At 63.1% G+C, this 22,048-nt stretch carries 22 protein-coding genes; 11 read left to right on the top strand and 11 right to left on the bottom strand.

The window, feature by feature from the left end; genetic code table 11:
• The first annotated feature begins 16 nt into the window (after positions 1-16).
• On the top strand, positions 17-1,300 hold the full coding sequence (hemL, locus tag ACQKPZ_RS16820) for a glutamate-1-semialdehyde 2,1-aminomutase (protein ID WP_427540142.1): 1,284 nt from the start codon (positions 17-19) through the stop codon (positions 1,298-1,300).
• A 239-nt stretch (positions 1,301-1,539) separates the two neighbouring features.
• Positions 1,540-2,085 (top strand): tetratricopeptide repeat protein, encoded by a 546-nt coding sequence (locus ACQKPZ_RS16815; protein ID WP_391129237.1) that lies wholly within the window; start codon positions 1,540-1,542, stop codon positions 2,083-2,085.
• 3 nt (positions 2,086-2,088) lie between these two features.
• Here ACQKPZ_RS16815 and ACQKPZ_RS16810 read toward each other — a convergent pair whose 3' ends face one another.
• Entirely contained in the window at positions 2,089-2,415 is a 327-nt protein-coding gene (locus ACQKPZ_RS16810; RefSeq protein WP_198752411.1) for a DUF1820 family protein, read from the bottom strand.
• 261 nt (positions 2,416-2,676) lie between these two features.
• On the opposite strand from ACQKPZ_RS16810, the gene ACQKPZ_RS16805 reads away from it, so the two are divergent.
• The 4 genes from ACQKPZ_RS16805 to lnt are packed head-to-tail and all read left to right on the top strand — an operon-like array spanning position 2,677 to position 6,532.
• Positions 2,677-3,675 carry a PhoH family protein gene (locus tag ACQKPZ_RS16805; protein WP_016712170.1) on the top strand — a complete coding sequence of 333 codons (999 nt, stop codon included), beginning with the start codon at positions 2,677-2,679 and terminating at the stop codon, positions 3,673-3,675.
• Complete coding sequence (gene ybeY, locus ACQKPZ_RS16800) at positions 3,668-4,141, top strand: rRNA maturation RNase YbeY (RefSeq protein WP_403199625.1); 474 nt, start codon at positions 3,668-3,670, stop codon at positions 4,139-4,141. Before ACQKPZ_RS16805 ends, ybeY begins: the two co-directional genes overlap by 8 nt.
• Positions 4,142-4,166: 25 nt before the next feature.
• Positions 4,167-5,006: an HlyC/CorC family transporter gene (locus ACQKPZ_RS16795; protein WP_391129244.1), complete on the top strand. Its 840-nt coding sequence runs from the start codon at positions 4,167-4,169 to the stop codon at positions 5,004-5,006.
• 8 nt (positions 5,007-5,014) lie between these two features.
• The gene (gene lnt / locus ACQKPZ_RS16790; protein WP_427540139.1) at positions 5,015-6,532 is read left to right on the top strand and encodes an apolipoprotein N-acyltransferase; all 1,518 of its coding nucleotides are present in this window, start codon (positions 5,015-5,017) and stop codon (positions 6,530-6,532) included.
• Positions 6,533-6,688: 156 nt separating this feature from the next.
• On the opposite strand, the gene ACQKPZ_RS16785 is transcribed toward lnt, so the two are convergent.
• Positions 6,689-7,450 (bottom strand): YdcF family protein, encoded by a 762-nt coding sequence (locus ACQKPZ_RS16785; protein ID WP_427540136.1) that lies wholly within the window; start codon positions 7,448-7,450, stop codon positions 6,689-6,691.
• A gap of 133 nt (positions 7,451-7,583) precedes the next feature.
• Positions 7,584-7,898: a hypothetical protein gene (locus tag ACQKPZ_RS16780; protein ID WP_198752397.1), complete on the bottom strand. Its 315-nt coding sequence runs from the start codon at positions 7,896-7,898 to the stop codon at positions 7,584-7,586.
• A gap of 228 nt (positions 7,899-8,126) precedes the next feature.
• Between ACQKPZ_RS16780 and leuS the strand changes: the two genes are divergently transcribed.
• The 5 genes from leuS to ACQKPZ_RS16755 all read left to right on the top strand — a co-directional run bounded on the left by leuS (position 8,127) and on the right by ACQKPZ_RS16755 (position 14,216).
• Complete coding sequence (gene leuS, locus ACQKPZ_RS16775; protein WP_427540133.1) at positions 8,127-10,733, top strand: leucine--tRNA ligase; 2,607 nt, start codon at positions 8,127-8,129, stop codon at positions 10,731-10,733.
• Between the two features lie 61 nt (positions 10,734-10,794).
• The gene (gene lptE / locus ACQKPZ_RS16770) at positions 10,795-11,400 is read left to right on the top strand and encodes an LPS assembly lipoprotein LptE (RefSeq protein WP_391129255.1); all 606 of its coding nucleotides are present in this window, start codon (positions 10,795-10,797) and stop codon (positions 11,398-11,400) included.
• Positions 11,401-11,439: 39 nt separating this feature from the next.
• Positions 11,440-12,477 carry a DNA polymerase III subunit delta gene (holA, locus tag ACQKPZ_RS16765; RefSeq protein WP_427540130.1) on the top strand — a complete coding sequence of 346 codons (1,038 nt, stop codon included), beginning with the start codon at positions 11,440-11,442 and terminating at the stop codon, positions 12,475-12,477.
• Positions 12,478-12,674: 197 nt separating this feature from the next.
• Positions 12,675-12,839 carry an alternative ribosome rescue factor ArfA gene (gene arfA / locus ACQKPZ_RS16760; protein ID WP_003257578.1) on the top strand — a complete coding sequence of 55 codons (165 nt, stop codon included), beginning with the start codon at positions 12,675-12,677 and terminating at the stop codon, positions 12,837-12,839.
• Positions 12,840-12,899: 60 nt separating this feature from the next.
• Positions 12,900-14,216 (top strand): lytic murein transglycosylase, encoded by a 1,317-nt coding sequence (locus tag ACQKPZ_RS16755; protein ID WP_427540127.1) that lies wholly within the window; start codon positions 12,900-12,902, stop codon positions 14,214-14,216.
• A gap of 133 nt (positions 14,217-14,349) precedes the next feature.
• On the opposite strand, the gene ACQKPZ_RS16750 is transcribed toward ACQKPZ_RS16755, so the two are convergent.
• From ACQKPZ_RS16750 to rodA, 8 genes are all read right to left on the bottom strand, one after another.
• Positions 14,350-15,288 carry a S66 peptidase family protein gene (locus ACQKPZ_RS16750; protein ID WP_427540124.1) on the bottom strand — a complete coding sequence of 313 codons (939 nt, stop codon included), beginning with the start codon at positions 15,286-15,288 and terminating at the stop codon, positions 14,350-14,352.
• 87 nt (positions 15,289-15,375) lie between these two features.
• Positions 15,376-16,392, bottom strand: a complete 1,017-nt coding sequence (gene lipA, locus ACQKPZ_RS16745) for a lipoyl synthase (RefSeq protein WP_391129268.1) — start codon at positions 16,390-16,392, stop codon at positions 15,376-15,378.
• A 2-nt stretch (positions 16,393-16,394) separates the two neighbouring features.
• Positions 16,395-17,042 carry a lipoyl(octanoyl) transferase LipB gene (gene lipB / locus ACQKPZ_RS16740; protein ID WP_427540122.1) on the bottom strand — a complete coding sequence of 216 codons (648 nt, stop codon included), beginning with the start codon at positions 17,040-17,042 and terminating at the stop codon, positions 16,395-16,397.
• The gene (locus ACQKPZ_RS16735) at positions 17,042-17,317 is read right to left on the bottom strand and encodes a DUF493 domain-containing protein (protein ID WP_003249736.1); all 276 of its coding nucleotides are present in this window, start codon (positions 17,315-17,317) and stop codon (positions 17,042-17,044) included. The genes lipB and ACQKPZ_RS16735 overlap by 1 nt, the downstream gene beginning before the upstream one ends.
• 73 nt (positions 17,318-17,390) lie before the next feature.
• Entirely contained in the window at positions 17,391-18,551 is a 1,161-nt protein-coding gene (locus tag ACQKPZ_RS16730; protein WP_012274373.1) for a D-alanyl-D-alanine carboxypeptidase family protein, read from the bottom strand.
• A 362-nt stretch (positions 18,552-18,913) separates the two neighbouring features.
• Positions 18,914-19,912 carry a septal ring lytic transglycosylase RlpA family protein gene (locus ACQKPZ_RS16725; RefSeq protein ID WP_427540119.1) on the bottom strand — a complete coding sequence of 333 codons (999 nt, stop codon included), beginning with the start codon at positions 19,910-19,912 and terminating at the stop codon, positions 18,914-18,916.
• A complete protein-coding gene (mltB, locus tag ACQKPZ_RS16720) occupies positions 19,912-20,922 on the bottom strand; it encodes a lytic murein transglycosylase B (protein WP_427540116.1) in 1,011 nt (336 codons plus the stop codon). The genes ACQKPZ_RS16725 and mltB overlap by 1 nt, the downstream gene beginning before the upstream one ends.
• 17 nt (positions 20,923-20,939) lie before the next feature.
• Positions 20,940-22,043, bottom strand: a complete 1,104-nt coding sequence (gene rodA, locus ACQKPZ_RS16715) for a rod shape-determining protein RodA (protein ID WP_284353465.1) — start codon at positions 22,041-22,043, stop codon at positions 20,940-20,942.
• Positions 22,044-22,048 lie beyond the last annotated feature (5 nt).

The following is a 22,048-nucleotide window of genomic DNA, read 5'->3' as shown; positions in this document are numbered from 1 at the left end:
TTCGAGAGAGCCTTTCATGTCCCGTTCCGAAGACCTGTTCGCCAAAGCCCAGAAGCACATCCCCGGTGGCGTCAACTCGCCGGTGCGTGCGTTCAAGAGCGTTGGCGGCACGCCGCTGTTCTTCAAGCATGCCGAAGGCGCCTATGTTGTTGACGAGGACGACAAGCGCTACGTCGACTATGTCGGCTCCTGGGGCCCGATGATCCTCGGCCACGGCCACCCGCAGGTACTGGATTCGGTACGCAAGCAGCTGGAACACGGCCTGTCCTATGGCGCACCGACCGCCATGGAAACCGACATGGCCGACCTGGTCTGCTCGCTGGTGCCGTCCATGGAAATGGTACGCATGGTCAGCTCGGGCACCGAAGCCACCATGAGCGCCATCCGCCTGGCCCGTGGCTACACCGGCCGTGACGCCATCATCAAGTTCGAAGGCTGCTACCACGGCCACTCCGACAGCCTGCTGGTAAAAGCCGGGTCCGGCCTGCTGACCCAGGGCGTGCCTAGCTCGGCCGGCGTGCCGGCAGACTTTGCCAAGCACACCCTGACCCTGCCGTTCAACGACATCGCCGCCGTCGAGAAAACCCTGGCCGACGTCGGCCAGACCGTGGCCTGCATCATCGTCGAGCCGGTGGCTGGCAACATGAACTGCGTACCGCCGGCGCCAGGCTTCCTTGAAGGCCTGCGCGAGCAGTGCGACAAGCACGGCGTGGTGCTGATCTTCGACGAAGTGATGACCGGCTTTCGCGTTTCCCTGGGCGGCGCCCAGGGCCATTACGGCATCAAGCCAGACCTGTCGACCTTCGGCAAGATCGTCGGTGGCGGCATGCCGGTCGGCTGCTTCGGCGGCAAGCGCGAGATCATGGGCTGCATCGCCCCGCTCGGCCCGGTCTACCAGGCCGGCACCCTGTCGGGCAACCCGCTGGCCATGGCCGCCGGCCTGACCACCCTGAAGCTGATCAGCCGCCCAGGCTTCCACGCCGAGCTGACCGACTACACCAGCCGCATGCTCGATGGCCTGCAGCAACGTGCCGACGCAGCTGGCATACCGTTCGTCACCACCCAGGCCGGCGCCATGTTCGGCCTGTACTTCAGCGGTGCCGACGATATCGTCACCTTCGAAGACGTGATGGCCAGCGATGCCGAGCGCTTCAAGCGCTTCTTCCACCTGATGCTGGACGGTGGCGTGTACCTGGCACCGAGCGCATTCGAGGCGGGCTTCACTTCCATCGCTCATGGCGACAAGGAACTGCAGATCACCCTGGATGCGGCTGAAAAGGCCTTTGCAGCCCTGAAGTAATAGTTAGCCTGTGCTGGCCTCTTCGCGGGCTCGCCCGCTCCCACAGTTCAAGCGCGTAACCTGTGGGAGCGGGCGAGCCCGCGAAAGGGCCAGTACAGGCAACATTTATTCGTGCACAATCAGCTGACTTCCCCAACCAAGCAGAAATTCGAGTAAAACTTTGTAAGGTTGGCGCTGCTTATCCCATAATGTGCCACCAGAGACATTGGCCGCAGCTTTGCAGAGGTAAGTCGATCCCCATGAACCGCACCGGCCGCGCCCTGACCCTGGGCTGCCTGTTGCTTCTTCAGCCCCTGCTGGCCTTGGCGGAGGGCGGTAACTCGTTGCTCATTCCAGCCACGGGCCGCTGCACCTTGAACGTCCAGCCAGAAGACCTGGCAAACGCCCTCAAAGCTTGCGAGCAGACGGCGACGAACGGGGATGCCCAGGCACAATTCGAACTGGGCGAGTACTACTACACGCAAACGCCAAAAAACCTGAACAAGGCCCTGGACTGGTTCCAGAAGGCCTCACTGCAAGGCCAGGCCGACGCACAGTATCGCCTGGGCGCCATGTTCTTCCACGGCGAAGGGGTCAAGGCCAACAATGTGCAGGCCTACATCCTGCTGAAGATGGCCGCCGTCAACGGTGCTGAAGATGCACTGGACATGGCTGACGAAGTGACCGAGCAAATGCCCCGCGACGAGCTGGAGCATGCCACCCAGGTGCTCGGCCAGATCTTCCGCAAGTACCTGCTGGAACTGCAGAACGCCGAAGGGCGCACGCCGTTCTCGCCACTCCCCTGAGGCTTACTTTTCCGGCATCGGCATCGGGAACGGCATTACATTGCCGCCACCCTTGGCTTCGCTGATCTTGGCCGTGCCCAGGCGCTCCACCTCATCGATGCGCACGATCGAGTGCATCGGCACGAAACTGCGCACCACCCCCTCGAACTGGGTCTTGAGCTTTTCCTCGCTCGGGTCCACCACCAGCTGCGAGCGCTCGCCGAAGACGAACTCCTCGATTTCCAGAAACCCCCACAGGTCGCTCTGGTAGATCTGCTTGGCATACATCTCGAAGACCTGCCCCTGGTTGAGGAAGATCACTTTATAGATGGCAGGTTCGCGTTTGCTCATGTTCGGCGGGATAACACATGCGTAAGAAAAGGCAGGCATCATACCTGCACCGGCCCCTTCGCGGGCAAGCCCGCTCCCACAGGTATTGCACCCACCTTCAAACCGGTGCAGTACCTGTGGGAGCGGGCTTGCCCGCGAAGAGGCCAGAACAGGCACTACATACCTTGTGCCAACCCTTGATCGTTTCAGTGCTTTCGCCACTGCCATTCAAGGGTTATTCTTGAGTTCACCTCCATTGCCGTCGAGCGGCTAAAAACGACCTTGAACGCACCCATAGAACCCCATCGTTTCATCCTCGAGCCCTTCGAGGCCCACCGTTTCGCCAATTTGTGCGGCCAGTTCGACGAGCACCTGCGCCTGATCGAACAGCGCCTGGCCATCGAAATCCGCAACCGCGGCAATCAGTTCGAACTGATCGGCGAACCCAAGACCACCTCCGCGGCCGAACAGCTGCTGCGCCGTCTCTACCGCGAGACCAAGGCTACCGACCTGTCGCCGGAGACCGTGCACCTGTACCTGCAGGAGTCGGCTGTCGAAAACATCGACAACCCGGCCGTCAACGAGGTCAGCGTGTCGCTGCGTACGCGCAAGGGCAACATCCGCCCGCGCGGGCTCAACCAGCAGCGCTACGTGAAGGAAATCCTGGCCAACGACATCAACTTCGGCATCGGCCCGGCCGGCACCGGCAAGACCTACCTCGCCGTGGCCTGCGCCGTGGACGCACTGGAGCGCGAACAAGTGCGCCGCATCCTGCTGGTGCGCCCGGCGGTCGAAGCGGGCGAAAAGCTCGGCTTCCTGCCCGGTGACCTGGCGCAAAAGATCGACCCGTACCTGCGCCCGCTGTACGACGCCCTGTACGAAATGCTCGGTTTCGAGCACGTCGCCAAGCTGATCGAGCGCCAGGTAATCGAGATCGCCCCGCTGGCCTACATGCGTGGCCGCACCCTGAACAACAGCTTCATCATCCTTGACGAAAGCCAGAACACCACGCTGGAACAGATGAAGATGTTCCTCACCCGCATCGGCTTCGGCTCAACGGCGGTGATCACCGGTGACATCACCCAGGTCGACCTGCCACGGGGCACAAAGTCGGGCCTGGCACATGTCATCGAGGTGCTGAAGGACGTTCCGGGGATCAGCTTTACCCACTTCCAACCCAAAGATGTGGTTCGTCACCCACTGGTGCAGCGCATTGTCGAAGCCTATGACCGCTTCGAAGCCCGCCAGGCCAAGCCCGAGGCGCCCGGCAAAGATGCTTGAACTTGATATCCAACGGGCCACGGACGCTGCCGCCCCGGATGACGCCGCTTTCCGCCGCTGGTGCGAACTGGCCCTGCGCCAGCGCAGCGCCGACTCGGAAATGACCATTCGCCTGGTCGACGAAACCGAAGGCCGTGAGCTGAACCACACCTACCGGCACAAGGACTACGCGACCAATGTGCTGTCGTTCCCGGCCGATGTGCCCGACGACCTGCTCGATATTCCGCTGCTGGGCGACCTGGTGATCTGCGTGTCCGTGGTCGAGCGCGAAGCTGCCGAACAAGGCAAGGCGCTTGAAGCCCACTGGGCCCACCTTGTCATCCACGGCTGCCTGCACCTGCTCGGCTACGACCACATCGATGATGAGGAAGCCGAGGAAATGGAAGGCCTGGAACGGGAATTGCTGGCAGAACTGGGTCACCCCGACCCGTATGCCGACGATGAAACCGACTCAATCACACACTGAAACACGAAGGATCACGAGAACCGCCATGAGCGAAGATCGATCGAGCAACGGGCAGAAGTCCTGGCTGGGTAAACTGACCCAGGCTTTTGCCCATGAGCCGAAAAACCGCCAGGAGCTCCTTGAGCTGCTGCGCGAAGCCCATCAGAACAAATTGCTGGACAGCGAAGCGCTGACCATCGTCGAAGGCGCCATCCAGGTCGCCGACCTGCAGGTTCGCGACATCATGGTGCCGCGTTCGCAGATGATCAGCATCAAGGCCAGCCAGTCGCCGCGCGAGTTCCTGCCAGCGGTGATCAACGCCGCCCACTCCCGCTACCCCGTGATCGGCGAAAGCCACGACGATGTGCTCGGCATCCTGCTCGCCAAAGACCTGTTGCCGCTGATCCTCAAAGAGAACGGCGACAGCTTCAACATCAAGGACCTGCTGCGCCCGGCCACCTTCGTACCCGAGTCCAAGCGGCTGAACGTGCTGTTGCGCGAATTCCGCGCCAACCATAACCACATGGCCATCGTCATCGACGAATATGGCGGAGTGGCTGGCCTGGTGACTATCGAAGACGTGCTGGAGCAAATCGTCGGCGATATCGAGGACGAGCACGATGTCGAGGAAGACAGCTACATCAAGCCGCTGCCCAGCGGTGACTTCCTGGTCAAGGCGCTTACCCCGATCGAGAACTTCAACGAGTTCTTCGACAGCGAGTTCTCCGATGACGAGTTCGACACGGTCGGTGGCCTGGTGATGAGCGCTTTCGGCCACCTGCCCAAGCGCAACGAAACCACCGAGATCGGGGCTTACAAGTTCCGTATTCTCAACGCCGACAGCCGGCGGATACACTTGCTGCGCCTGACCCCGATCACCCGTTAAGGACAAACATGCGTTGGATCACCCGCCCCGGCTGGCCCGGTAACCTGCTGGCCCTGGCGGCCGGTGCTTCCACCCTCCTGGCCCTGGCGCCGTTCGACATCTGGCCGCTGGCCGTGTTGTCCATCGCCCTGCTCTACCTTGGCCTGCGCGAGCTCAACCCGCGCCAGGCCATGTGGCGTGGCTGGTGGTTCGGTTTCGGCCTGTATGGCGCCGGCACCTGGTGGATCTACGTCAGCATGAACACTTACGGCGGCGCATCGCCATTGCTGGCGATCCTGCTGCTGTTGGCGTTCTTCGCCGCCCTGGCCTGGTTCTTTGCCCTGCCCACCTGGCTATGGGCGCGCTGGCTGCGGCGCAATGAAGCGCCGCTGGCCGACGCCCTGTGCTTTGCCGCCCTGTGGCTGCTGCAAGAAGCCTTCCGCGGCTGGTTCCTTACCGGTTTCCCCTGGCTTTATTCCGGCTACAGCCAGCTGGACGGCCCGCTGGCCGGCCTGGCACCGCTGGGCGGCGTATGGCTGGTTTCCTTCGCCCTGGCGCTCACGGCTGCCCTGCTGTGCAACCTGCACCGCTTGCGCGCGCGGCCTTCGTTCCTGGCCGTGGGCTGCCTGCTGTTGCTGGCCCCGTGGGCGCTGGGCCTGGCGCTCAAGGGCCATGCCTGGACCAAGCCGGCGGGCGACCCGCTGAAAGTGGCGGCGATCCAGGGCAACGTCGAACAGGACCTGAAATGGGACCCGGCGCACATCGACGCGCAACTGGCGCTGTACCGTGACCTGAGTTTCAGCTCCAGGCCGGTGGACCTGCTGATCTGGCCAGAAACCGCAGTACCGGTACTCAAGGACCAGGCCCAGGGCTATATCGACGTGATGGGCCGCTTCGCCGCCGAGCGGCATTCGGCGCTGATCACCGGCGTACCGGTGCGGGAAGTGGTGCACCACCAACGCCGTTACTACAACGGCATCACGGTGGCCGGCGAAGGCGATGGCACCTACCTCAAACAGAAGCTTGTGCCATTCGGCGAGTACGTGCCGTTGCAGGACATGCTGCGGGGCGCCATCGAGTTCTTCAACCTGCCCATGTCGGACTTTGCCCGCGGGCCGGAAGATCAGCCACTGCTGCAGGCCAAGGGTTACCAGATTGCGCCTTACATCTGCTACGAAGTGGTCTACCCCGAGTTCGCCGCAGGCCTGGCCGCTCGCAGCGACCTGCTGCTGACCATCAGCAACGACACCTGGTTCGGCAAGTCGATCGGCCCGTTGCAGCACCTTCAGATGGCGCAAATGCGCGCACTGGAAGCCGGCCGCTGGATGATCCGCGCCACCAACAACGGCGTGACCGCGCTGATCGACCCGTTTGGCCGCATCACCACGCAGGTTCCGCAGTTCCAGCAGGCGGTGCTGTATGGCGAGGTGGTGCCGATGCAGCAGCTGACGCCGTACCTGCAATGGCGGTCGTGGCCGCTGGCGATTGTCTGTGCGCTGCTGCTGGGTTGGGCGCTGCTGGCTGGGCGCATTGCCAAGACCGTTTAATCAGGCAACACAGATCCCTGTAGGAGCGGCCTTGTGTCGCGAAAGGGCTGCGCAGCAGCCCCAGATTTCAGCTTCGCAGCCGATATTGCCGGGGCCGCTTCGCGGCCCGTTCGCGACACAAGGCCGCTCCTACAAAGGGCTGTGTATGCCTTGGGCTCAATAGAACACCCGATATCCCACCAGCCCCACCACCTCATTGAACAACTGCCCGCTCTGCCACATCGCCCGGCTCTCCGGCAGCAACCCGCCAAACGGGCGAGCATGATCGCGCCCTAGGAACCCCACTGGCGCCGGCACCACCTCGAACCCCGCCTGCTCGAAGCTCCAGCGCGAGCGCTGCATGTGCCAGGCTTGCGTCACCACCACCACCCGGCGAATGCCCAACGGCTGCAACACCTTGGCTGTTAGCTGGGCGTTCTCCCAGGTCGTGCGGCTGGCCTCTTCGCGCCACTTCACTTCGACCGCGAAATCCTCATGCAGACGATCAGCCATCAGCCGCGCCTCACTCGGCGGCGTACCATAGTGCAACCCGCCACTGGTCAGCACCGGAAGGCCTGACGCCTTGGCCAGCTGCGCAGCAAAACGCATGCGTTCCAAAGCCGTGGCCGTGGGCTGGTCGCTGCCGCCCCAGGCCGGGTCGCCACGTTCGCGCCCTGCGCCCAGCACCACAATGGCATCCGCCCGTTTCGCAAGGTCGGCCCAGTCATTGACAGACAACGGTGGTTCGCTTTCCAGCACACGGGCGGTTTGCTGCACCACCAGCGGCAGGCTCATCAGCCACAGGCCACCAAGCCCCACGGCAAAGCACAGCGCCGCCAGCCGTGGCCGCCGCGCACGCAACCACCAGGCCGCGAGCAGCAGCAGGAACAGGATGCCCGGCGGCATCAGCCATTGTTTGATGAAGAATCGGATCGGCATCGGCCACACCTCCTTGGCAGGCGTGCAGCCTAGAAGGATCGGCGCCGGTCAACAAGGGTGCGACCGGCGCCGATCATGAGTTGTGTGTAGTCGAAGAACCGGCTCGCCAGCCCGCGCCTGGCGTCCTGAACGGCTAGCGATGTGGCAGCGTCCTGGACCTCGCCGGATTGGCGGGGCGCTTCTTGTCCTTGAGCCAGATGATCTTGGCCGATGTCGGCTCCGCTTGTGGGTAACTGCCGACAGAGGCATTGTGGCGCTCCGGGAGGGATTCCAGGTAGGCCTTGATCACTTCGAACTCTGCGTGGCTCAGGCCACGCAACTCCAGCTCGGCTGGCATCTCGTCGCGCAATCGTACCGAGGTCCTGGCCACTTCCAGTGCCAGGCCAAGCCGGTCGATCAGGCGCTCGTAAAGCTCCGGTTTCATAGCGGGTAGCTGCGTCTCTCCCATCCGTCACCTCAATTGAAGATAAAGAATATCTCCCCCCACACCTGAGCTTAGCGGCGCCATGAAAAGCAGCCGGGCGCTGCGACCAGCGGCCATTCGCAACGAAGGTTTCCCACGATGCGCGGCGCTGCTGTATGCTACGGCGTTCACTCTGAACGACACCGGAGTGCCGGACGCAGCGAGGTTCCGCTGCCTGGAACAAGGTCTCTTCTCTCTCAGCCAAAAGTAGCCATGCACGAACAATACACGCCCCGTGATATCGAAGCCGCCGCCCAGAAGTTCTGGGACGAGCAACAATCGTTCGCTGTTACCGAACAGCCAGGCAAAGACACCTACTATTGCCTATCGATGTTCCCGTACCCGAGCGGCAAGCTACACATGGGCCACGTTCGCAACTACACCATCGGCGACGTGATTGCCCGTTACCAGCGCATGCTGGGCAAGAACGTCCTGCAGCCGATGGGCTGGGACGCTTTCGGCATGCCCGCAGAAAACGCGGCGATGAAAAACAACGTCGCCCCGGCCAAGTGGACGTACGAAAACATCGACTACATGAAGACCCAGCTCAAGAGCCTGGGCCTGGCCATCGACTGGGCACGTGAAGTCACCACCTGCAAGCCCGACTACTACCGTTGGGAGCAGTGGCTGTTCACCCGCCTGTTCGAGAAAGGCATCATCTACCGCAAGAACGGTACCGTGAACTGGGACCCGGCGGACCAGACCGTACTGGCCAACGAGCAGGTCATCGACGGCCGCGGCTGGCGCTCGGGCGCGCTGATCGAAAAGCGCGAAATCCCGATGTACTACTTCCGCATCACCGACTACGCCGACGAGCTGCTGGAAAGCCTCGACGAGCTGCCGGGCTGGCCTGAACAGGTCAAGACCATGCAGCGCAACTGGATCGGCAAGTCGCGCGGCATGGAAGTACAGTTCCCGTACGACCAGGCCAGCATCGGCCACGAAGGCACCCTGAAGGTCTTCACCACCCGCCCCGACACGCTGATGGGCGCGACCTACGTTGCCGTTGCCGCCGAGCACCCGCTGGCCACCCAGGCAGCCCAGGGCAACCCGGCGCTGCAGGCGTTCATCGACGAGTGCAAGAGCGGCAGCGTAGCCGAAGCCGACATGGCCACCCAGGAGAAGAAGGGCATGGCCACTTCCCTGCTGGTAGAGCACCCGCTGACCGGTGAGAAGCTGCCGGTATGGGTCGCCAACTACGTGCTGATGCACTACGGCGACGGCGCCGTGATGGCCGTGCCGGCCCACGACGAGCGTGACTTCGAGTTCGCCCACAAGTACAACCTGCCGGTCAAGGCCGTGGTGCGCACCAGCGCTGGCGATGAAGTCGGCAACGAATGGCAGGCCGCCTATGGCGAGCACGGCCAGCTGATCAACTCCGCCGAGTTCGACGGCCTGGACTTCGCCGGCGCCTTCGACGCCATCGAAGCGGCCCTGCTGCGCAAGGAACTGGGCAAGTCGCGTACCCAGTTCCGTCTGCGTGACTGGGGTATCAGCCGCCAACGCTACTGGGGCTGCCCGATCCCGATCATCCACTGCCCGTCCTGCGGCGACGTACCGGTGCCGGAAGACCAGCTGCCGGTCACCCTGCCAGAGAACGTTGTGCCGGACGGCGCCGGTTCGCCACTGGCGCGGATGCCTGAATTCTATGAGTGCACCTGCCCGAAATGCGGCACCGCGGCCAAGCGCGAAACCGACACCATGGACACGTTCGTCGAGTCGTCCTGGTACTTCGCCCGCTACGCCTCGCCTAACTACGACAAGGGCCTGGTAGACCCGAAAGCCGCCAACCACTGGCTGCCGGTCGACCAGTACATCGGCGGTATCGAGCACGCGATCCTGCACCTGCTGTACGCGCGCTTCTTCCACAAGCTGATGCGCGACGAAGGCCTGGTCACCTCGAACGAGCCATTCAAGAACCTGCTGACGCAGGGCATGGTGGTCGCCGAAACCTACTACCGTGTGGCCAGCAACGGCGGCAAGGACTGGTTCAACCCGGCCGATGTCGAGATCGAGCGCGATGCCAAGGCCAAGATCATTGGCGCCCGCCTGAAGACCGACGGCCTGCCGGTGGAAATCGGCGGCACCGAGAAGATGTCGAAGTCGAAGAACAACGGCGTCGACCCGCAGTCGATGATCGAAGCCTACGGCGCCGACACTTGCCGCCTGTTCATGATGTTCGCCTCGCCGCCCGACATGAGCCTGGAATGGTCCGACTCCGGCGTCGAAGGTGCCAGCCGGTTCCTGCGCCGTGTCTGGCGCCTGGCCCAGGCGCACGTCAGCCAAGGCCTGCCTGGCAAGCTGGATGTTGCCGCCCTGGACGACGCGCAAAAGGTCATCCGCCGCGCCATCCACGCCGCCATCAAGCAGGCCAGCACCGACGTGGGCCAGTTCCACAAGTTCAATACCGCCATTGCCCAGGTAATGACCGTGATGAACGTGCTGGAAAAGGCCCCGCAGGCCAGCGAACAGGACCGCGCCCTGCTGCAGGAAGGCCTTGAAGCCGTGACCCTGCTGCTGGCGCCGATCACCCCGCACATCTCCCACGAACTGTGGCAGCAACTGGGCCACGCAGGCTCGGTAATCGATGCCGCCTGGCCGAGCGTCGACGAACAAGCGCTGGTGCAGGACACCATTACCCTGGTGGTCCAGGTCAACGGTAAACTGCGCGGCCAGGTCGAGATGCCTGCCGCGGCCAGCCGCGAAGAAGTCGAAGCCGCCGCCCGCAGCAACGAGAATGTCCTGCGCTTCATCGATGGCCTGACTATCCGCAAGGTCATCGTGGTACCGGGCAAGCTGGTCAACATCGTCGCCAACTGATGGCAGCGCCCGCTCGCAGTCACTGCGGGCGGGCGTAACAGGCCCACAAGGGAGCAACAACATGATCAAACGCAATTTGCTGGTAATCGGCCTGGCGGTCATGCTCAGCGCCTGCGGTTTCCAGCTGCGCGGCACCGGCTCTACCGAGCTGAGCGTGAAGGAAATGGACGTCAGCGCACGCAACGCCTACGGCCCGACCGTGGTCGAGCTGCGCAAAGTACTGGAGCGTAGCGGTGTCAACGTACACACCGGCGCACCCTACCGCCTGGTACTGACCAACGAGCAGGAAAACGAACGTTCCGCCACCTACAGCAGCGGCAACCGTACTGCCGAATACGAACTGACCACCGTGCTGAACTACAGCATCCAGGGCCTGAACAACCTGGAACTGATGAGCGACAAGCTGGAAGTGCGCAAGATCTATGTGCGTGACGGCTCGAACATCACAGGGTCCGAGCAGGAAGCCAACCGCGCCCGTGAAGAAATGCGCCGCGACCTGGTAAACGCCATGGTCGTTCGCCTGCAGATGCTGAGCCCGTCCCAGCTCGACGAGCTGCAGCGCAAAGCCGACGAACGCGCCAAGGCCGAAGCCGCCGCGCTGGAGGCTGCCCAGCGTCAGCAGGCCGAAACGCCTCAGCAGTCGCCACTGGAAGTTCCGGGCAACTAAGCCCGCGTGGGGCACCTTCGGGTGCCCCGCCTGTTTCCCATGAAACTCGCCCCCGCCCAGCTCAACAAGCACCTGCAAGGCGCCCTGGCACCGGTCTACGTGGTCAGCGGCGACGACCCGCTGCTGTGCCAGGAAGCCGCCGACGCCATCCGCAATGCCGCGCGTCAGCAAGGTTTCGACGAACGCCAGGTCTTCAGTGCCGATGCCAACTTCGACTGGGGCACCCTGCTCCAGGCGGGCGCCAGCCTTTCGTTGTTCGCCCAGCGTCGCCTGCTGGAACTGCGCCTGCCCTCTGGCAAGCCCGGTGACAAAGGCGCCGCTGCACTGATGGAATACTGCGCGAACCCCGCCGAAGACACCCTGCTGCTGGTCAGCCTGCCCAAGCTCGACGGCAGTGCGCAAAAGACCAAGTGGGGCAAGGCGTTGATCGAGGGCGCGCATTGCCAGTTCATCCAGATCTGGCCGGTGGATGTGCACCAGTTGCCGCAGTGGATCAACCAGCGCCTGCAGCAAGCGGGCCTGTCGGCACAACGTGACGCTGTCGACCTGATCGCTGCCCGCGTGGAAGGCAACCTGCTGGCGGCCGCGCAGGAAATCGAAAAGCTCAAGCTGCTCGCCGACGGCAACCAGATCACCGTGGAAACCGTGCAGGCCGCCGTTGCCGACAGCGCCCGCTTCGATGTGTTCGGCCTGGTCGACGCCATCCTCAATGGCGAAGCCGCACATGCCCTGCGCATGCTCGAAGGTTTGCGTGGTGAGGGTGTGGAGCCACCGGTGATCCTCTGGGCCCTGGCCCGTGAGTTGCGCCAGCTGGCCGGGCTAGCCCAGCAGTTCAGCCAGGGTGTACCGCTGGACAAGGCCTTCAGCCAGGCCCGCCCACCGATCTGGGACAAACGACGACCGTTGGTCAGCAAGGCCCTGCAGCGCCTGTCGGCGCAGCGCTGGTCGCAGTTGCTGCAGGATGCCCAGCGCATCGATGCACAGATCAAGGGGCAGGCCGAGGGTTCGCCCTGGATCGGGTTGTCGCGGTTGGCGCTGCTGATGGCCGGGCAAAGACTAGTGCTTCCTTCGCAATAGCTGGGGCCGCTTCGCGCCCCTTTCGCGACACAAGGCCGCTCCTACAGGGGATCACATTCCCTTGTAGGAGCGGCCTTGTGTCGCGAAAGGGCTGCGAAGCAGCCCCGGGATCTCAGCCATATACACAATCAATTGGCCCCACCCTACCCCAAGCCCTACAGTGCGCCCCGAAACCCACCCAACCCGGGAATTTCACCATGAGCAAAAAGCCGAAAAAGCACGGCCCCAACAAGGCCAAATCGATCATCGCCCAACCGCTGTTCCGCTGCCGCCAGGAACAACCGAACAAGGGCAAAGGCAGCTACCGCCGCGAAGCCTTCCAATCGAGAGATTGGGAGGCTTCCTACTTTTTGGCGGCATGAAAGCATCGCAAGCGCAGGCATGGTATGGTCGTCACCTGACCTGCAATTCTGGATCTGTGCATGCTCTTCCGTCTTCTCCCCCGTTGGGAAACCCGCCAGCTGATCGCGGCCTCCAGCTTCATCCTGCTCGTGGCCTGCGCGGAAAAACCCACCGCTGCCGACGCACTGCCGCTAGCCCCTGCGCAACCCGCGCCCGTGGTAACCGTACCCGGCGCAACGCCTGACGTCAGCACCGAAATCCAGCCTCTGCAAACCTTCGCCCAGTGGCAGGCGAACTTCCGCCAACAAGCCCTGCAAGCCGGCATTTCACCAAGCACCTTCGACCGCGCGTTCCTCGGCGTCACGCCGGACATGGACGTGATCAAGGCCGACCGCAGCCAGCCGGAATTCACCCGCCCAGTGTGGGAATACCTCGAAGGCGCCCTGTCGCCCCTGCGCGTGCGCAACGGCAAGAAGCTGCTGGAGCAGAACGCCGAGCTGCTGACACGCATCGAACAACGCTACGGCGTGGACCGCCAGGTGCTGGTCGCGGTGTGGGGGATGGAAAGCAACTTCGGCCAGTTCCAGGGCAACAAGTCGGTGATCCGCTCGCTGGCTACCCTGGCCTACGAGGGCCGCCGACCGCAATTTGCCCAGGACCAGCTGATCGCAGCGCTGCAAATCATCCAGCATGGCGACATCCAGCCAGAAGCCATGCGCGGCTCGTGGGCGGGCGCCATGGGCCAGACCCAGTTCATCCCGACCACCTACAACACCCATGCCGTGGACTTCGACGGTGATGGCCGCCGCGATATCTGGAACAGCACACCGGATGCCCTGGCCTCGACTGCGCACTACCTGCAAAGCTCGGGCTGGAAGCGTGGTCAACCGTGGGGCTTCGAAGTACAGGTACCGGCTGGTTTCGACTTCTGGCAAGCCGATGGCGCGCTGCGCAAACCGGTGAGTGAGTGGCTGGCAATGGGCGTGAAACTGCCCGCAGGCACTCAACTGCCGGCAGGTAGCAACCCGCTGTCGGCCGCCCTGCTGCTGCCAGCGGGAGCACGTGGCCCGGCATTCCTGGTGCTGGATAACTTCCGCGCCATTCTCAAGTACAACAACTCGTCGTCCTATGCGCTGGCAGTGAGCTTGCTGGGGGATCGCTTCACTGGCTGGGGCTTCATCGCCGGCAGCTGGCCGAAAGAGGACTTGCCGCTGAGCCGCAGCGAGCGCATGGAGTTGCAGAACCTGTTGAACAGCCGCGGGCATGAGGCCGGGAATGCCGACGGCATCATCGGCGCCAATACCCGCAAGGCTATTCGCAATGCCCAGCAGGGGCTGGGGTGGCCGGCAGATGGCTACCCGACCCACAAGTTGCTTGAGAGCTTGCGTAGCCAGTGAGATTTTTGGGGCCGCTGCGCGGCCCATCGCGACACAAGGCCGCTCCTACAGGGAACCGCGATACATTGTAGTTACGCGATCCCTGTAGGAGCGGCCTTGTGTCGCGATGGGCTGCAAAGCAGCCCCGACAATCTCAAGCCTTGAACAGGTCCTGCTCCAACACCAGACTCTGCTGATCACTGTCCAGCCTGACCCGAGCCCCCAACGGCAAGCACACATTCGGGTCGCAATGCCCGCTGCGCCACCCCGCCAGCACCGGCACGCCCAGCGGCGCAAAGATGTCCACCAGCAACGGCGTCAACGCCGCCGTGGTAATCCCGGCAAAGTCCCCCACCAGCACGCCCTTCACCCCCTCCAGCTTGCGCGCCAGGCGCATCTGGGTCAGCAGGCGATCCACCCGGTACAGCGGCTCGTTCACGTCCTCAATGAACAGGATGCAGCCCTGGGTATCCAGCTCGGCAACGGTTCCCATGGTCGCGCCCAGCATCGACAGGTTGCCGCCCAGCAGCGGTCCGCTGGCCACACCCGGCAATACACTGCTCAAGGCATGGTCCGCCGGGTGCACGACGTGCTCGCCTGCCCGCACATGCCCACCCAGCTGCGCCAGCAACGACGACTCGGTCGGCGGCAACTTGGCCCCCAGCAGGTCGGCATTAAGCATCCCGCCATGGAACGTGATCAGCCCGGCATGCCGGTAGATAGCCGTGTGCAACGCGGTAATGTCGCTGTAGCCGATCAACGGCTTGGGGTTGCGGCGAATCAGGTCAAAGTCCAGCCGGTCTAGCAGGCGCATGCTGCCGTAACCACCGCGCATGCACAGGATGGCGTCGATAGCCGGGTCGGCAAAGGCATCGTGCAAGTCTTGCAAGCGCTGCTGGTCCGACCCCGCCAGGTAACCTTGCGCCTGAAGCGCACCCGGATACACCCGACAGCGGTAACCGCGGTCGGCAAACCACTGGCTGACTTTGTGCGTATCCAGCCGCGCTGCGCCAGCCGGGGCGACAATGGCAAAGCAGGCATTACGCGGCAGCGCAGCCGGCAGGCAGATTTCGAAGGGTTCGGCGCAAATCATCGTGGCTCCTTGCAGCGCGTGGTACACAAACAAAAATGCCGATGCCGCCCTTCGGCGCGCATCGGCATGTTCAACCCTGCGCGTGGCTCAGAGCTTGATCTTGGCTTCGTGAGCCTGCTGGTCGGCGTGGTACGACGAACGCACCAACGGGCCGGAAGCAACGTTCTTGAAGCCCATCTTGTAACCTTCCTCGGCGAACCAGGCGAAGGTGTCCGGGTGAACGAAACGCTGAACCGGCAGGTGGCTGCGCGACGGCTGCAGGTACTGACCGAGGGTGAGCATGTCGATATCGTGCTCGCGCATGCGGTGCATCACTTCGATCACTTCCTCGTCGGTTTCGCCCAGGCCGAGCATCAGGCCCGACTTGGTCGGTACATGCGGCACCATCTGCTTGAACTTCTGCAGCAGGTCCAGCGACCAGTCGTAGTCCGAGCCCGGGCGCGCAGCCTTGTACAGGCGCGGTACGGTTTCGAGGTTGTGGTTGAACACATCCGGCGGCTCTTGCGCGGTAATTTCCAGCGCAACGTCCATACGGCCACGGTAGTCCGGTACCAGGGTTTCCAGCTGCACGCCCGGCGACAGCGCACGGATTTCGCGGATGCAGTCGGCAAAGTGCTGGGCACCGCCGTCACGCAGGTCGTCGCGGTCCACCGAAGTGATCACCACGTACTTCAGGCGCAGGTCGGCAATAGCCACAGCCAGGTTTTTCGGCTCGTCCAGGTCCAGCGGCTTCGGCCGGCCGTGGCCGACGTCACAGAACGGGCAGCGACGGGTGCAGATGTCGCCCATGATCATGAAGGTGGCAGTACCACCGGAGAAGCACTCGCCCAGGTTCGGGCAGGAGGCCTCTTCGCACACGCTGTGCAGCTTGTGCTTGCGCAGCAGTTGCTTGATGCGGTCTACCTCGGGCGATACCGGAATACGCACGCGAATCCAGTCGGGCTTTTTCGGCAGCTCTTCGGTCGGGATGATCTTCACCGGGATGCGCGCCACCTTTTCGGCGCCACGCAGTTTTACCCCAGCTTCCACCTTCTTCGGCGCTTGGCGCGGGGTGACATCCTGGGTGGGTATCAGGTTCGGCACGGCTTCTTGCACAGTTGTCATATTCAGTCGATTCCGCCCGTGAGGGTCGTCTGCTCAGCGTAGTCGAGGTGCTTGACCAGCTGTCCGCGCAGCCTTGTCCTGACCTCGTCGAGTTCGATCGGACCTGCCAGATCGCGCAGCTGGGTCATGGCCAGCCCCGCATAACCGCAGGGGTTGATTCGGCGGAATGGCGCAAGGTCCATGTCCACGTTCAGGGCAAGGCCGTGGAACGAACGGCCGTTGCGAATTCGCAGGCCGAGGGAGGCGATTTTCGCTCCATCGACATAGACGCCCGGGGCATCGGGCTTGGCCAATGCCTGCACGCCGTAACTGGCTAGCAGGTCGACCAGCGTCTGCTCGATACGGCTGACCAGCTCACGCACGCCAAAGCCCAACCGGCGCACATCCAGCAGCAGGTAAGCCACCAGCTGCCCGGGGCCATGGTAGGTGACCTGGCCGCCGCGGTCGGTCTGCACCACAGGGATTTCGCCCGGCACCAGCAGGTGCTCGGCCTTGCCGGCCTGGCCCTGGGTAAAGACTGCGGGATGCTCGACCAGCCAGATTTCATCCTGGCTGTCCGGGCTGCGCTGCTCGGTAAAGCGACGCATGGCCTCCAGCACAGGTTCGTAGGGCTGCAGGCCAAGCTCGCGAAAACCGAGACAAGCGGGCATCAGAGCACCATTTTCACGATGCCGGTAGCGCGCAGGGCGCTGTTGATATCGTGCAGCTGGTTCTCGCTTTCGGCAACGATGTGCAATTGCACGGTGGTGTACTTGCCTTCCTTGCTCTGGCGCTCGGCCAGGGTGGAAAGGTCAACCTTCGCGTGCTTGCTGAGGATCTCGATTACCGTGTCCTTGAAGCCGACAACGGTATCGCCGATTACCTTGATCGGGTAATCGTCGCAAGGGAATTCGATTTTATGCGACTTGACGTCTGGTTCGCTCATGGCGGAAACGGCCTCGTAAGCCGTGGCAACAACAACGCCCCCGCGAGATACGCGGGGGCATGCCGGTCACGTGTCAGTTGAACAAGCCATAGAAGAATAGACGGATGCTATCCCACATACGGCGGAAGAAACCACCTTCCTCAACGCCATCGAGGGCGATCAGGTCGGCGCTGTGAACCACTTTCTCGTCCAGCTTGACTTCCACTTTGCCGATCACGTCACCTTTGGCAATCGGTGCAGTGAGCTGCGGGTTCATGGTCATCGAAGCCTGCAGGCGCTTCAATTGGCCTTTAGGCATAGTCATGGTCAGGTCGTCAGCCAGGCCAGCCTTGATCTGGCCGGTAGCGCCCTTCCAGACCGGGGCCTGGGTCAGCTCGGTGCCCTTCTGGTAGAAGGTCTGGGTTTCGAAGAAGCGGAAACCGTAGGTCAGCAGCTTCTGGGTCTCGGCAGCACGCGACTGCTCGCTGTTGGTACCGAACACCACGGCGATCAGGCGCTGGCCATCGCGAACGGCCGAGGCCACCATGCAGTAGCCGGCTTCGTCGGTGTGGCCGGTTTTCAGGCCATCGACGGTCTTGTCACGCCACAGCAGCAGGTTGCGGTTAGGCTGCTTGATGTTGTTCCAGAAGAACTCTTTCTGCGAATAGATGGCGTAGTGGGCCGGATCGACGGTAATGATCGCACGGGCCAGGGTCGCCATGTCATGCGCCGACGAGTAGTGCTCCGGGTTCGGCAGGCCGGTCGGGTTCATGAAGTGGCTGTTGGTCATGCCCAGGTCGGCAGCCGTCTTGTTCATCATGTCGGCGAAGGCATCTTCGCTGCCGGCGATGTGCTCGGACAGGGCCACCGAGGCGTCGTTGCCGGACTGGATGATGATGCCGTGCAGCAGGTCGCTGACGGTTACCTGGCTGCCCACCTTGATGAACATGCGCGAACCGCCGGTACGCCAGGCGTTTTCGCTGACGGTAACCGGGTCGTTCTCACCGATCTGGCCACGGCGGATGTCCAGGGTGGCGATGTAGGCGGTCATCAGCTTGGTCAGGCTGGCTGGCGGCAGGCGCTCGTCACCGTTGTTCTCGACCAGCACGTTGCCGCTGGACGCGTCCATGAGTACGTAGGACTTGGCTGCCAGTTGCGGTGGCGCCGGCGTCATCTGCTCCGCCGCGAAGGCGGCAGGCGTGATCATCAGCAGTACAGGCAGGCAAAGTCGTTTGGCAAGGTTGGTGATGTTCATCCGTCTCTCGAAAATCGCTAATGGTCTGAGATGTTCCCTGGGCAAGATCGTGTGCCCAGCGCCAGTCAGTCTAGTTTTATGGCCGTTGGCCTGGCCCGCGAAAGTGCGGCTTTATGTCGCTGCGGGCAAAAGCCGACATTGTACATGCCCACGCCCGGCAATTCATGACAAAACCGACAGTTTAACGGTGCCCTGATTTGGGACTCGGTCACTGTAGGAGCGGCCTTGTGTCGCGAAAGGGCCGCAAAGCGGCCCCATGATTTTAGCGTGAGTGCAAAAATTGCCGGGGCTGCTGCGCAGCCCGATCGCGACACAAGGCCGCTCCTACAGAAAGCGCATCATCGCTGGAGTTCCACTTTCAGTCAGTCTGTGACCAGCTTGGCCTGCCCCAAGTTCGCCAGGCGGATACTGTCTTGTGCTTGCTGGATCTCGCCCTGGCTGCCAATCGGCCCCAGGCGCACGCGGTGCAAGGTCTGCTGGTTGCGCACGATCGAGCTGATGAACACCGGCGCACTGACCATGGTGCTGAGCTTGGAGCGCAGCAGTTCAGCGGCGTCCGGGTTGGCGAAGGCGCCTACCTGCAAGAAGCTGCCGCCGTTGCCCGCCGGCACGTTGTTGCCACCTACCTGCACCGGCACGACCGGTGCCGCATGCTGCTGTGCCGGTGGGGTCCACTGCTCGACGCGCCCGGTATTCGCCGCAATTGCCTGGGTCTGGGCCACCTGCGGCTCTTTCAGCACCATCGGTGGTGTCTGGCCACGCTGGGCCCACCACTGCTGCGGGTCGATGCCCTCGACGCGCACATGCGCAGTGCCGATCTCGGCATAGCCAAGCTTTTTCGCCGCCGCGTAGGACAGGTCGATGATACGGTCGGAATAGAACGGGCCACGGTCGTTCACCCGCAAGATCACGCTACGGCCGTTGGCCAGGTTGGTCACCCGCACATAGGCGGGCAGCGGCAGGGTCTTGTGCGCCGCACTCATGCCATACAGGTCATACAGCTCGCCGTTGGCGGTGTTCTGCCCATGGAACTTGGTGCCATACCACGAAGCGGTGCCCTCGGCGCGGTAATTGCGCGAGTCCTGCATCGGGTAGTAGGTCTTGCCCAGCACCGTGTACGGGTTGGCCTTGTAGTTGCCAGTGTGCACGGTCGGCGTGGCGTCGGGGATCTTGTTCACATCCACGTCCCACCACGGCGCGCCATCCTTGTGCGCCCGGTTGATGTCCAGGCCCGGTTGGCTGCGCACCACGTTGCCACTGCTTTGCTGAGCCGGGCGGCTGGAAGAACAGCTGGCCAGCACCACGCCAACGGCGAGGCAGGTGAGCAACTTGAACGAATTGGCAGAGATGATTGCGCGCATTACTTGACGCCCCGTGCTTGAACCAGCTGTTCCGCAAGCTGATGCACCGCCATGGCATACATCACGCTGCGGTTGTAGCGAGTGATCGCGTAGAAGTTCTTCAGGCCCATCCAGTACTCAGGCCCACTGTCGCCCTCAAGGCGGAAGGCGGTAACCGGCAGATCATCGCGCAGCGAATCATGAACCGACCAACCAAGCGCGCGCAACTCCCCGACGGTTTTCACCGGCTCGATGCCGGTGGTCAGGCCTTCGTCGGCACGTGCGCCCTCCACCCAGGCGCGGCTGACCACGCCGCCACCGGCCACCCAGCCATGGCGCTTGAAGTAGCTGGCGACACTGCCAATGGCATCGTCCGGGTTGTTCCAGATATTGATGTGGCCGTCGCCGTCGAAGTCCACCGCAAAGTTGCGAAAGCTGCTCGGCATGAACTGCGGCAGGCCCATGGCACCGGCGTAGGAGCCCTTGAGCGTAAGCGGGTCGAGCTGTTCATCACGGGCAAGCAGCAGGAATTCTCTCAGTTCCTTGCGGAAGAACTCGGCCCGCGGCGGGTAATCGAAGCCCAGGGTCGACAGCGCGTCAATCACCCGATAGTTGCCAGTGTTGCGGCCAAAGAAGGTTTCCACGCCGATGATGGCGACAATGTATTGCGCCGGCACGCCGTATTCCTGCTCCGCACGCGCCAGTACCGCTTCGTGCTGGCGCCAGAAGTCCACACCACGGGCGATGCGCGCATCGGTGAGGAACATCGGCCGGTAGTCCTTCCACGGCTTGACCCGTTCGGCCGGGCGCGAAATGGCGTCGAGGATTGCCTGTTTGCGCTGCACTTCAGCAAACACGCCCATCAGTTGCTCAGGGGCAAAACCGTAGTCGCGGCTCATTTCGCCGACAAACCGGGCCACCTGCGGCGAGCCTTGGTAATCGCCGGCATGGGCCAGCTGTACAGCGCCGAACAGGCCCACCGCACCGAACCACGGCGCACAACGGGCAGCCCAGTTACGCACTGCTTGCATGAAATTCTTCACCTTATTCAAACCTGCGCGATCCATTTGCGGTGCGTGTGGATCGACATCAGAACGCCAAACGCTGACAGCAGCGTCACCAACGATGTTCCGCCATAGCTGATAAAGGGCAGCGGCACGCCCACCACGGGCAGAAGGCCGCTGACCATCCCGATATTGACGAACACGTATACAAAGAAGGTCATGGTCAGGCTGCCCGCGAGCAGCTTGCCGAACAGGGTCTGCGCCTGGGCGGTGATCATCAGGCCACGGCCGATCAGCAGCAGGTAGACGATCAGCAGCAGGCAGATACCGACCAGGCCGAACTCTTCGCCCAGTACGGCGATGATGAAGTCCGTGTGGCTCTCTGGCAGAAAGTCCAGGTGCGACTGGGTGCCGAGCAGCCAGCCCTTGCCGAATACCCCGCCCGAGCCGATGGCAGCCTTGGACTGGATGATGTTCCAGCCCGTGCCCAACGGGTCGCTTTCCGGGTCGAGGAAGGTCAGCACTCGCTGCTTCTGGTAGTCGTGCATCACAAAGAACCACATCGCCACCGCCACCGGCACCGCCGCGGCCAGCACGCTGAGGATCCAGCGCCAGCGCAGGCCACCCATGAACAGCACGAAAGCACCGGAGGCCAGGATCAGCAGCGCGGTGCCCAGGTCAGGCTGACGAACGATAAGAATGAACGGCACGCCGATCAACACCAGGCTTATTGCCACGTGTTTCAGGTGCGGCGGCAGGGTGCGCTTGGACAGGTACCAGGCGATGGTCGCCGGCATGATGATCTTCATGAATTCCGAGGGCTGGAAGCGGATCACCCCGGGGATGTTGATCCAGCGCGTGGCGCCCATGGCGTTGTGGCCCATCACGTCCACCACCACCAGCAACAGCACCCCCGTGAGGTAGGCCAGCGGCACCCAACGGGCCATGAAACGGGGCTCCAGCTGGGCAATGACGAACATCGACACCAGGCCGATGCCGAACGAAGTGGCCTGCTTGAGCAGCAGGTCCCAGTTCTTGCCACTGGCCGAATACAGCACGAACAGGCTGCCGGCCGCGAGGGTCAGCAGAATGACCAGCAAGGGGCCGTCGATATGGATGCGCTGCAAAAAGCTGGCGCGCCGACGCATCACAT

The organism is Pseudomonas sp. NPDC089547 (assembly GCF_050280665.1).
Taxonomy (GTDB): Bacteria; Pseudomonadota; Gammaproteobacteria; order Pseudomonadales; family Pseudomonadaceae; genus Aquipseudomonas.
Note: the sequence above shows the minus strand (reverse complement) of the source record. Positions and strands in the feature narration are given on the sequence as shown.

What these genes read in the sequence shown, in the direction of transcription:
- arfA (WP_003257578.1), top strand. Translation starts at nt 12,675, where the DNA reads ATGAGCAAAAAGCCGAAAAAGCACGGCCCCAACAAGGCCAAATCGATC.
- ACQKPZ_RS16785 (WP_427540136.1), bottom strand. Translation starts at nt 7,450, where the DNA reads ATGCCGATCCGATTCTTCATCAAACAATGGCTGATGCCGCCGGGCATC.
- ACQKPZ_RS16810 (WP_198752411.1), bottom strand. Translation starts at nt 2,415, where the DNA reads ATGAGCAAACGCGAACCTGCCATCTATAAAGTGATCTTCCTCAACCAG.
- ACQKPZ_RS16755 (WP_427540127.1), top strand. Translation starts at nt 12,900, where the DNA reads ATGCTCTTCCGTCTTCTCCCCCGTTGGGAAACCCGCCAGCTGATCGCG.
- ACQKPZ_RS16780 (WP_198752397.1), bottom strand. Translation starts at nt 7,898, where the DNA reads ATGGGAGAGACGCAGCTACCCGCTATGAAACCGGAGCTTTACGAGCGC.
- rodA (WP_284353465.1), bottom strand. Translation starts at nt 22,043, where the DNA reads ATGCGTCGGCGCGCCAGCTTTTTGCAGCGCATCCATATCGACGGCCCC.
- ACQKPZ_RS16750 (WP_427540124.1), bottom strand. Translation starts at nt 15,288, where the DNA reads ATGATTTGCGCCGAACCCTTCGAAATCTGCCTGCCGGCTGCGCTGCCG.
- ACQKPZ_RS16815 (WP_391129237.1), top strand. Translation starts at nt 1,540, where the DNA reads ATGAACCGCACCGGCCGCGCCCTGACCCTGGGCTGCCTGTTGCTTCTT.
- ACQKPZ_RS16725 (WP_427540119.1), bottom strand. Translation starts at nt 19,912, where the DNA reads ATGCGCGCAATCATCTCTGCCAATTCGTTCAAGTTGCTCACCTGCCTC.
- lptE (WP_391129255.1), top strand. Translation starts at nt 10,795, where the DNA reads ATGATCAAACGCAATTTGCTGGTAATCGGCCTGGCGGTCATGCTCAGC.
- leuS (WP_427540133.1), top strand. Translation starts at nt 8,127, where the DNA reads ATGCACGAACAATACACGCCCCGTGATATCGAAGCCGCCGCCCAGAAG.
- hemL (WP_427540142.1), top strand. Translation starts at nt 17, where the DNA reads ATGTCCCGTTCCGAAGACCTGTTCGCCAAAGCCCAGAAGCACATCCCC.
- lnt (WP_427540139.1), top strand. Translation starts at nt 5,015, where the DNA reads ATGCGTTGGATCACCCGCCCCGGCTGGCCCGGTAACCTGCTGGCCCTG.
- ybeY (WP_403199625.1), top strand. Translation starts at nt 3,668, where the DNA reads ATGCTTGAACTTGATATCCAACGGGCCACGGACGCTGCCGCCCCGGAT.
- mltB (WP_427540116.1), bottom strand. Translation starts at nt 20,922, where the DNA reads ATGCAAGCAGTGCGTAACTGGGCTGCCCGTTGTGCGCCGTGGTTCGGT.
- lipA (WP_391129268.1), bottom strand. Translation starts at nt 16,392, where the DNA reads ATGACAACTGTGCAAGAAGCCGTGCCGAACCTGATACCCACCCAGGAT.
- ACQKPZ_RS16795 (WP_391129244.1), top strand. Translation starts at nt 4,167, where the DNA reads ATGAGCGAAGATCGATCGAGCAACGGGCAGAAGTCCTGGCTGGGTAAA.
- ACQKPZ_RS16730 (WP_012274373.1), bottom strand. Translation starts at nt 18,551, where the DNA reads ATGAACATCACCAACCTTGCCAAACGACTTTGCCTGCCTGTACTGCTG.
- lipB (WP_427540122.1), bottom strand. Translation starts at nt 17,042, where the DNA reads ATGCCCGCTTGTCTCGGTTTTCGCGAGCTTGGCCTGCAGCCCTACGAA.
- holA (WP_427540130.1), top strand. Translation starts at nt 11,440, where the DNA reads ATGAAACTCGCCCCCGCCCAGCTCAACAAGCACCTGCAAGGCGCCCTG.
- ACQKPZ_RS16735 (WP_003249736.1), bottom strand. Translation starts at nt 17,317, where the DNA reads ATGAGCGAACCAGACGTCAAGTCGCATAAAATCGAATTCCCTTGCGAC.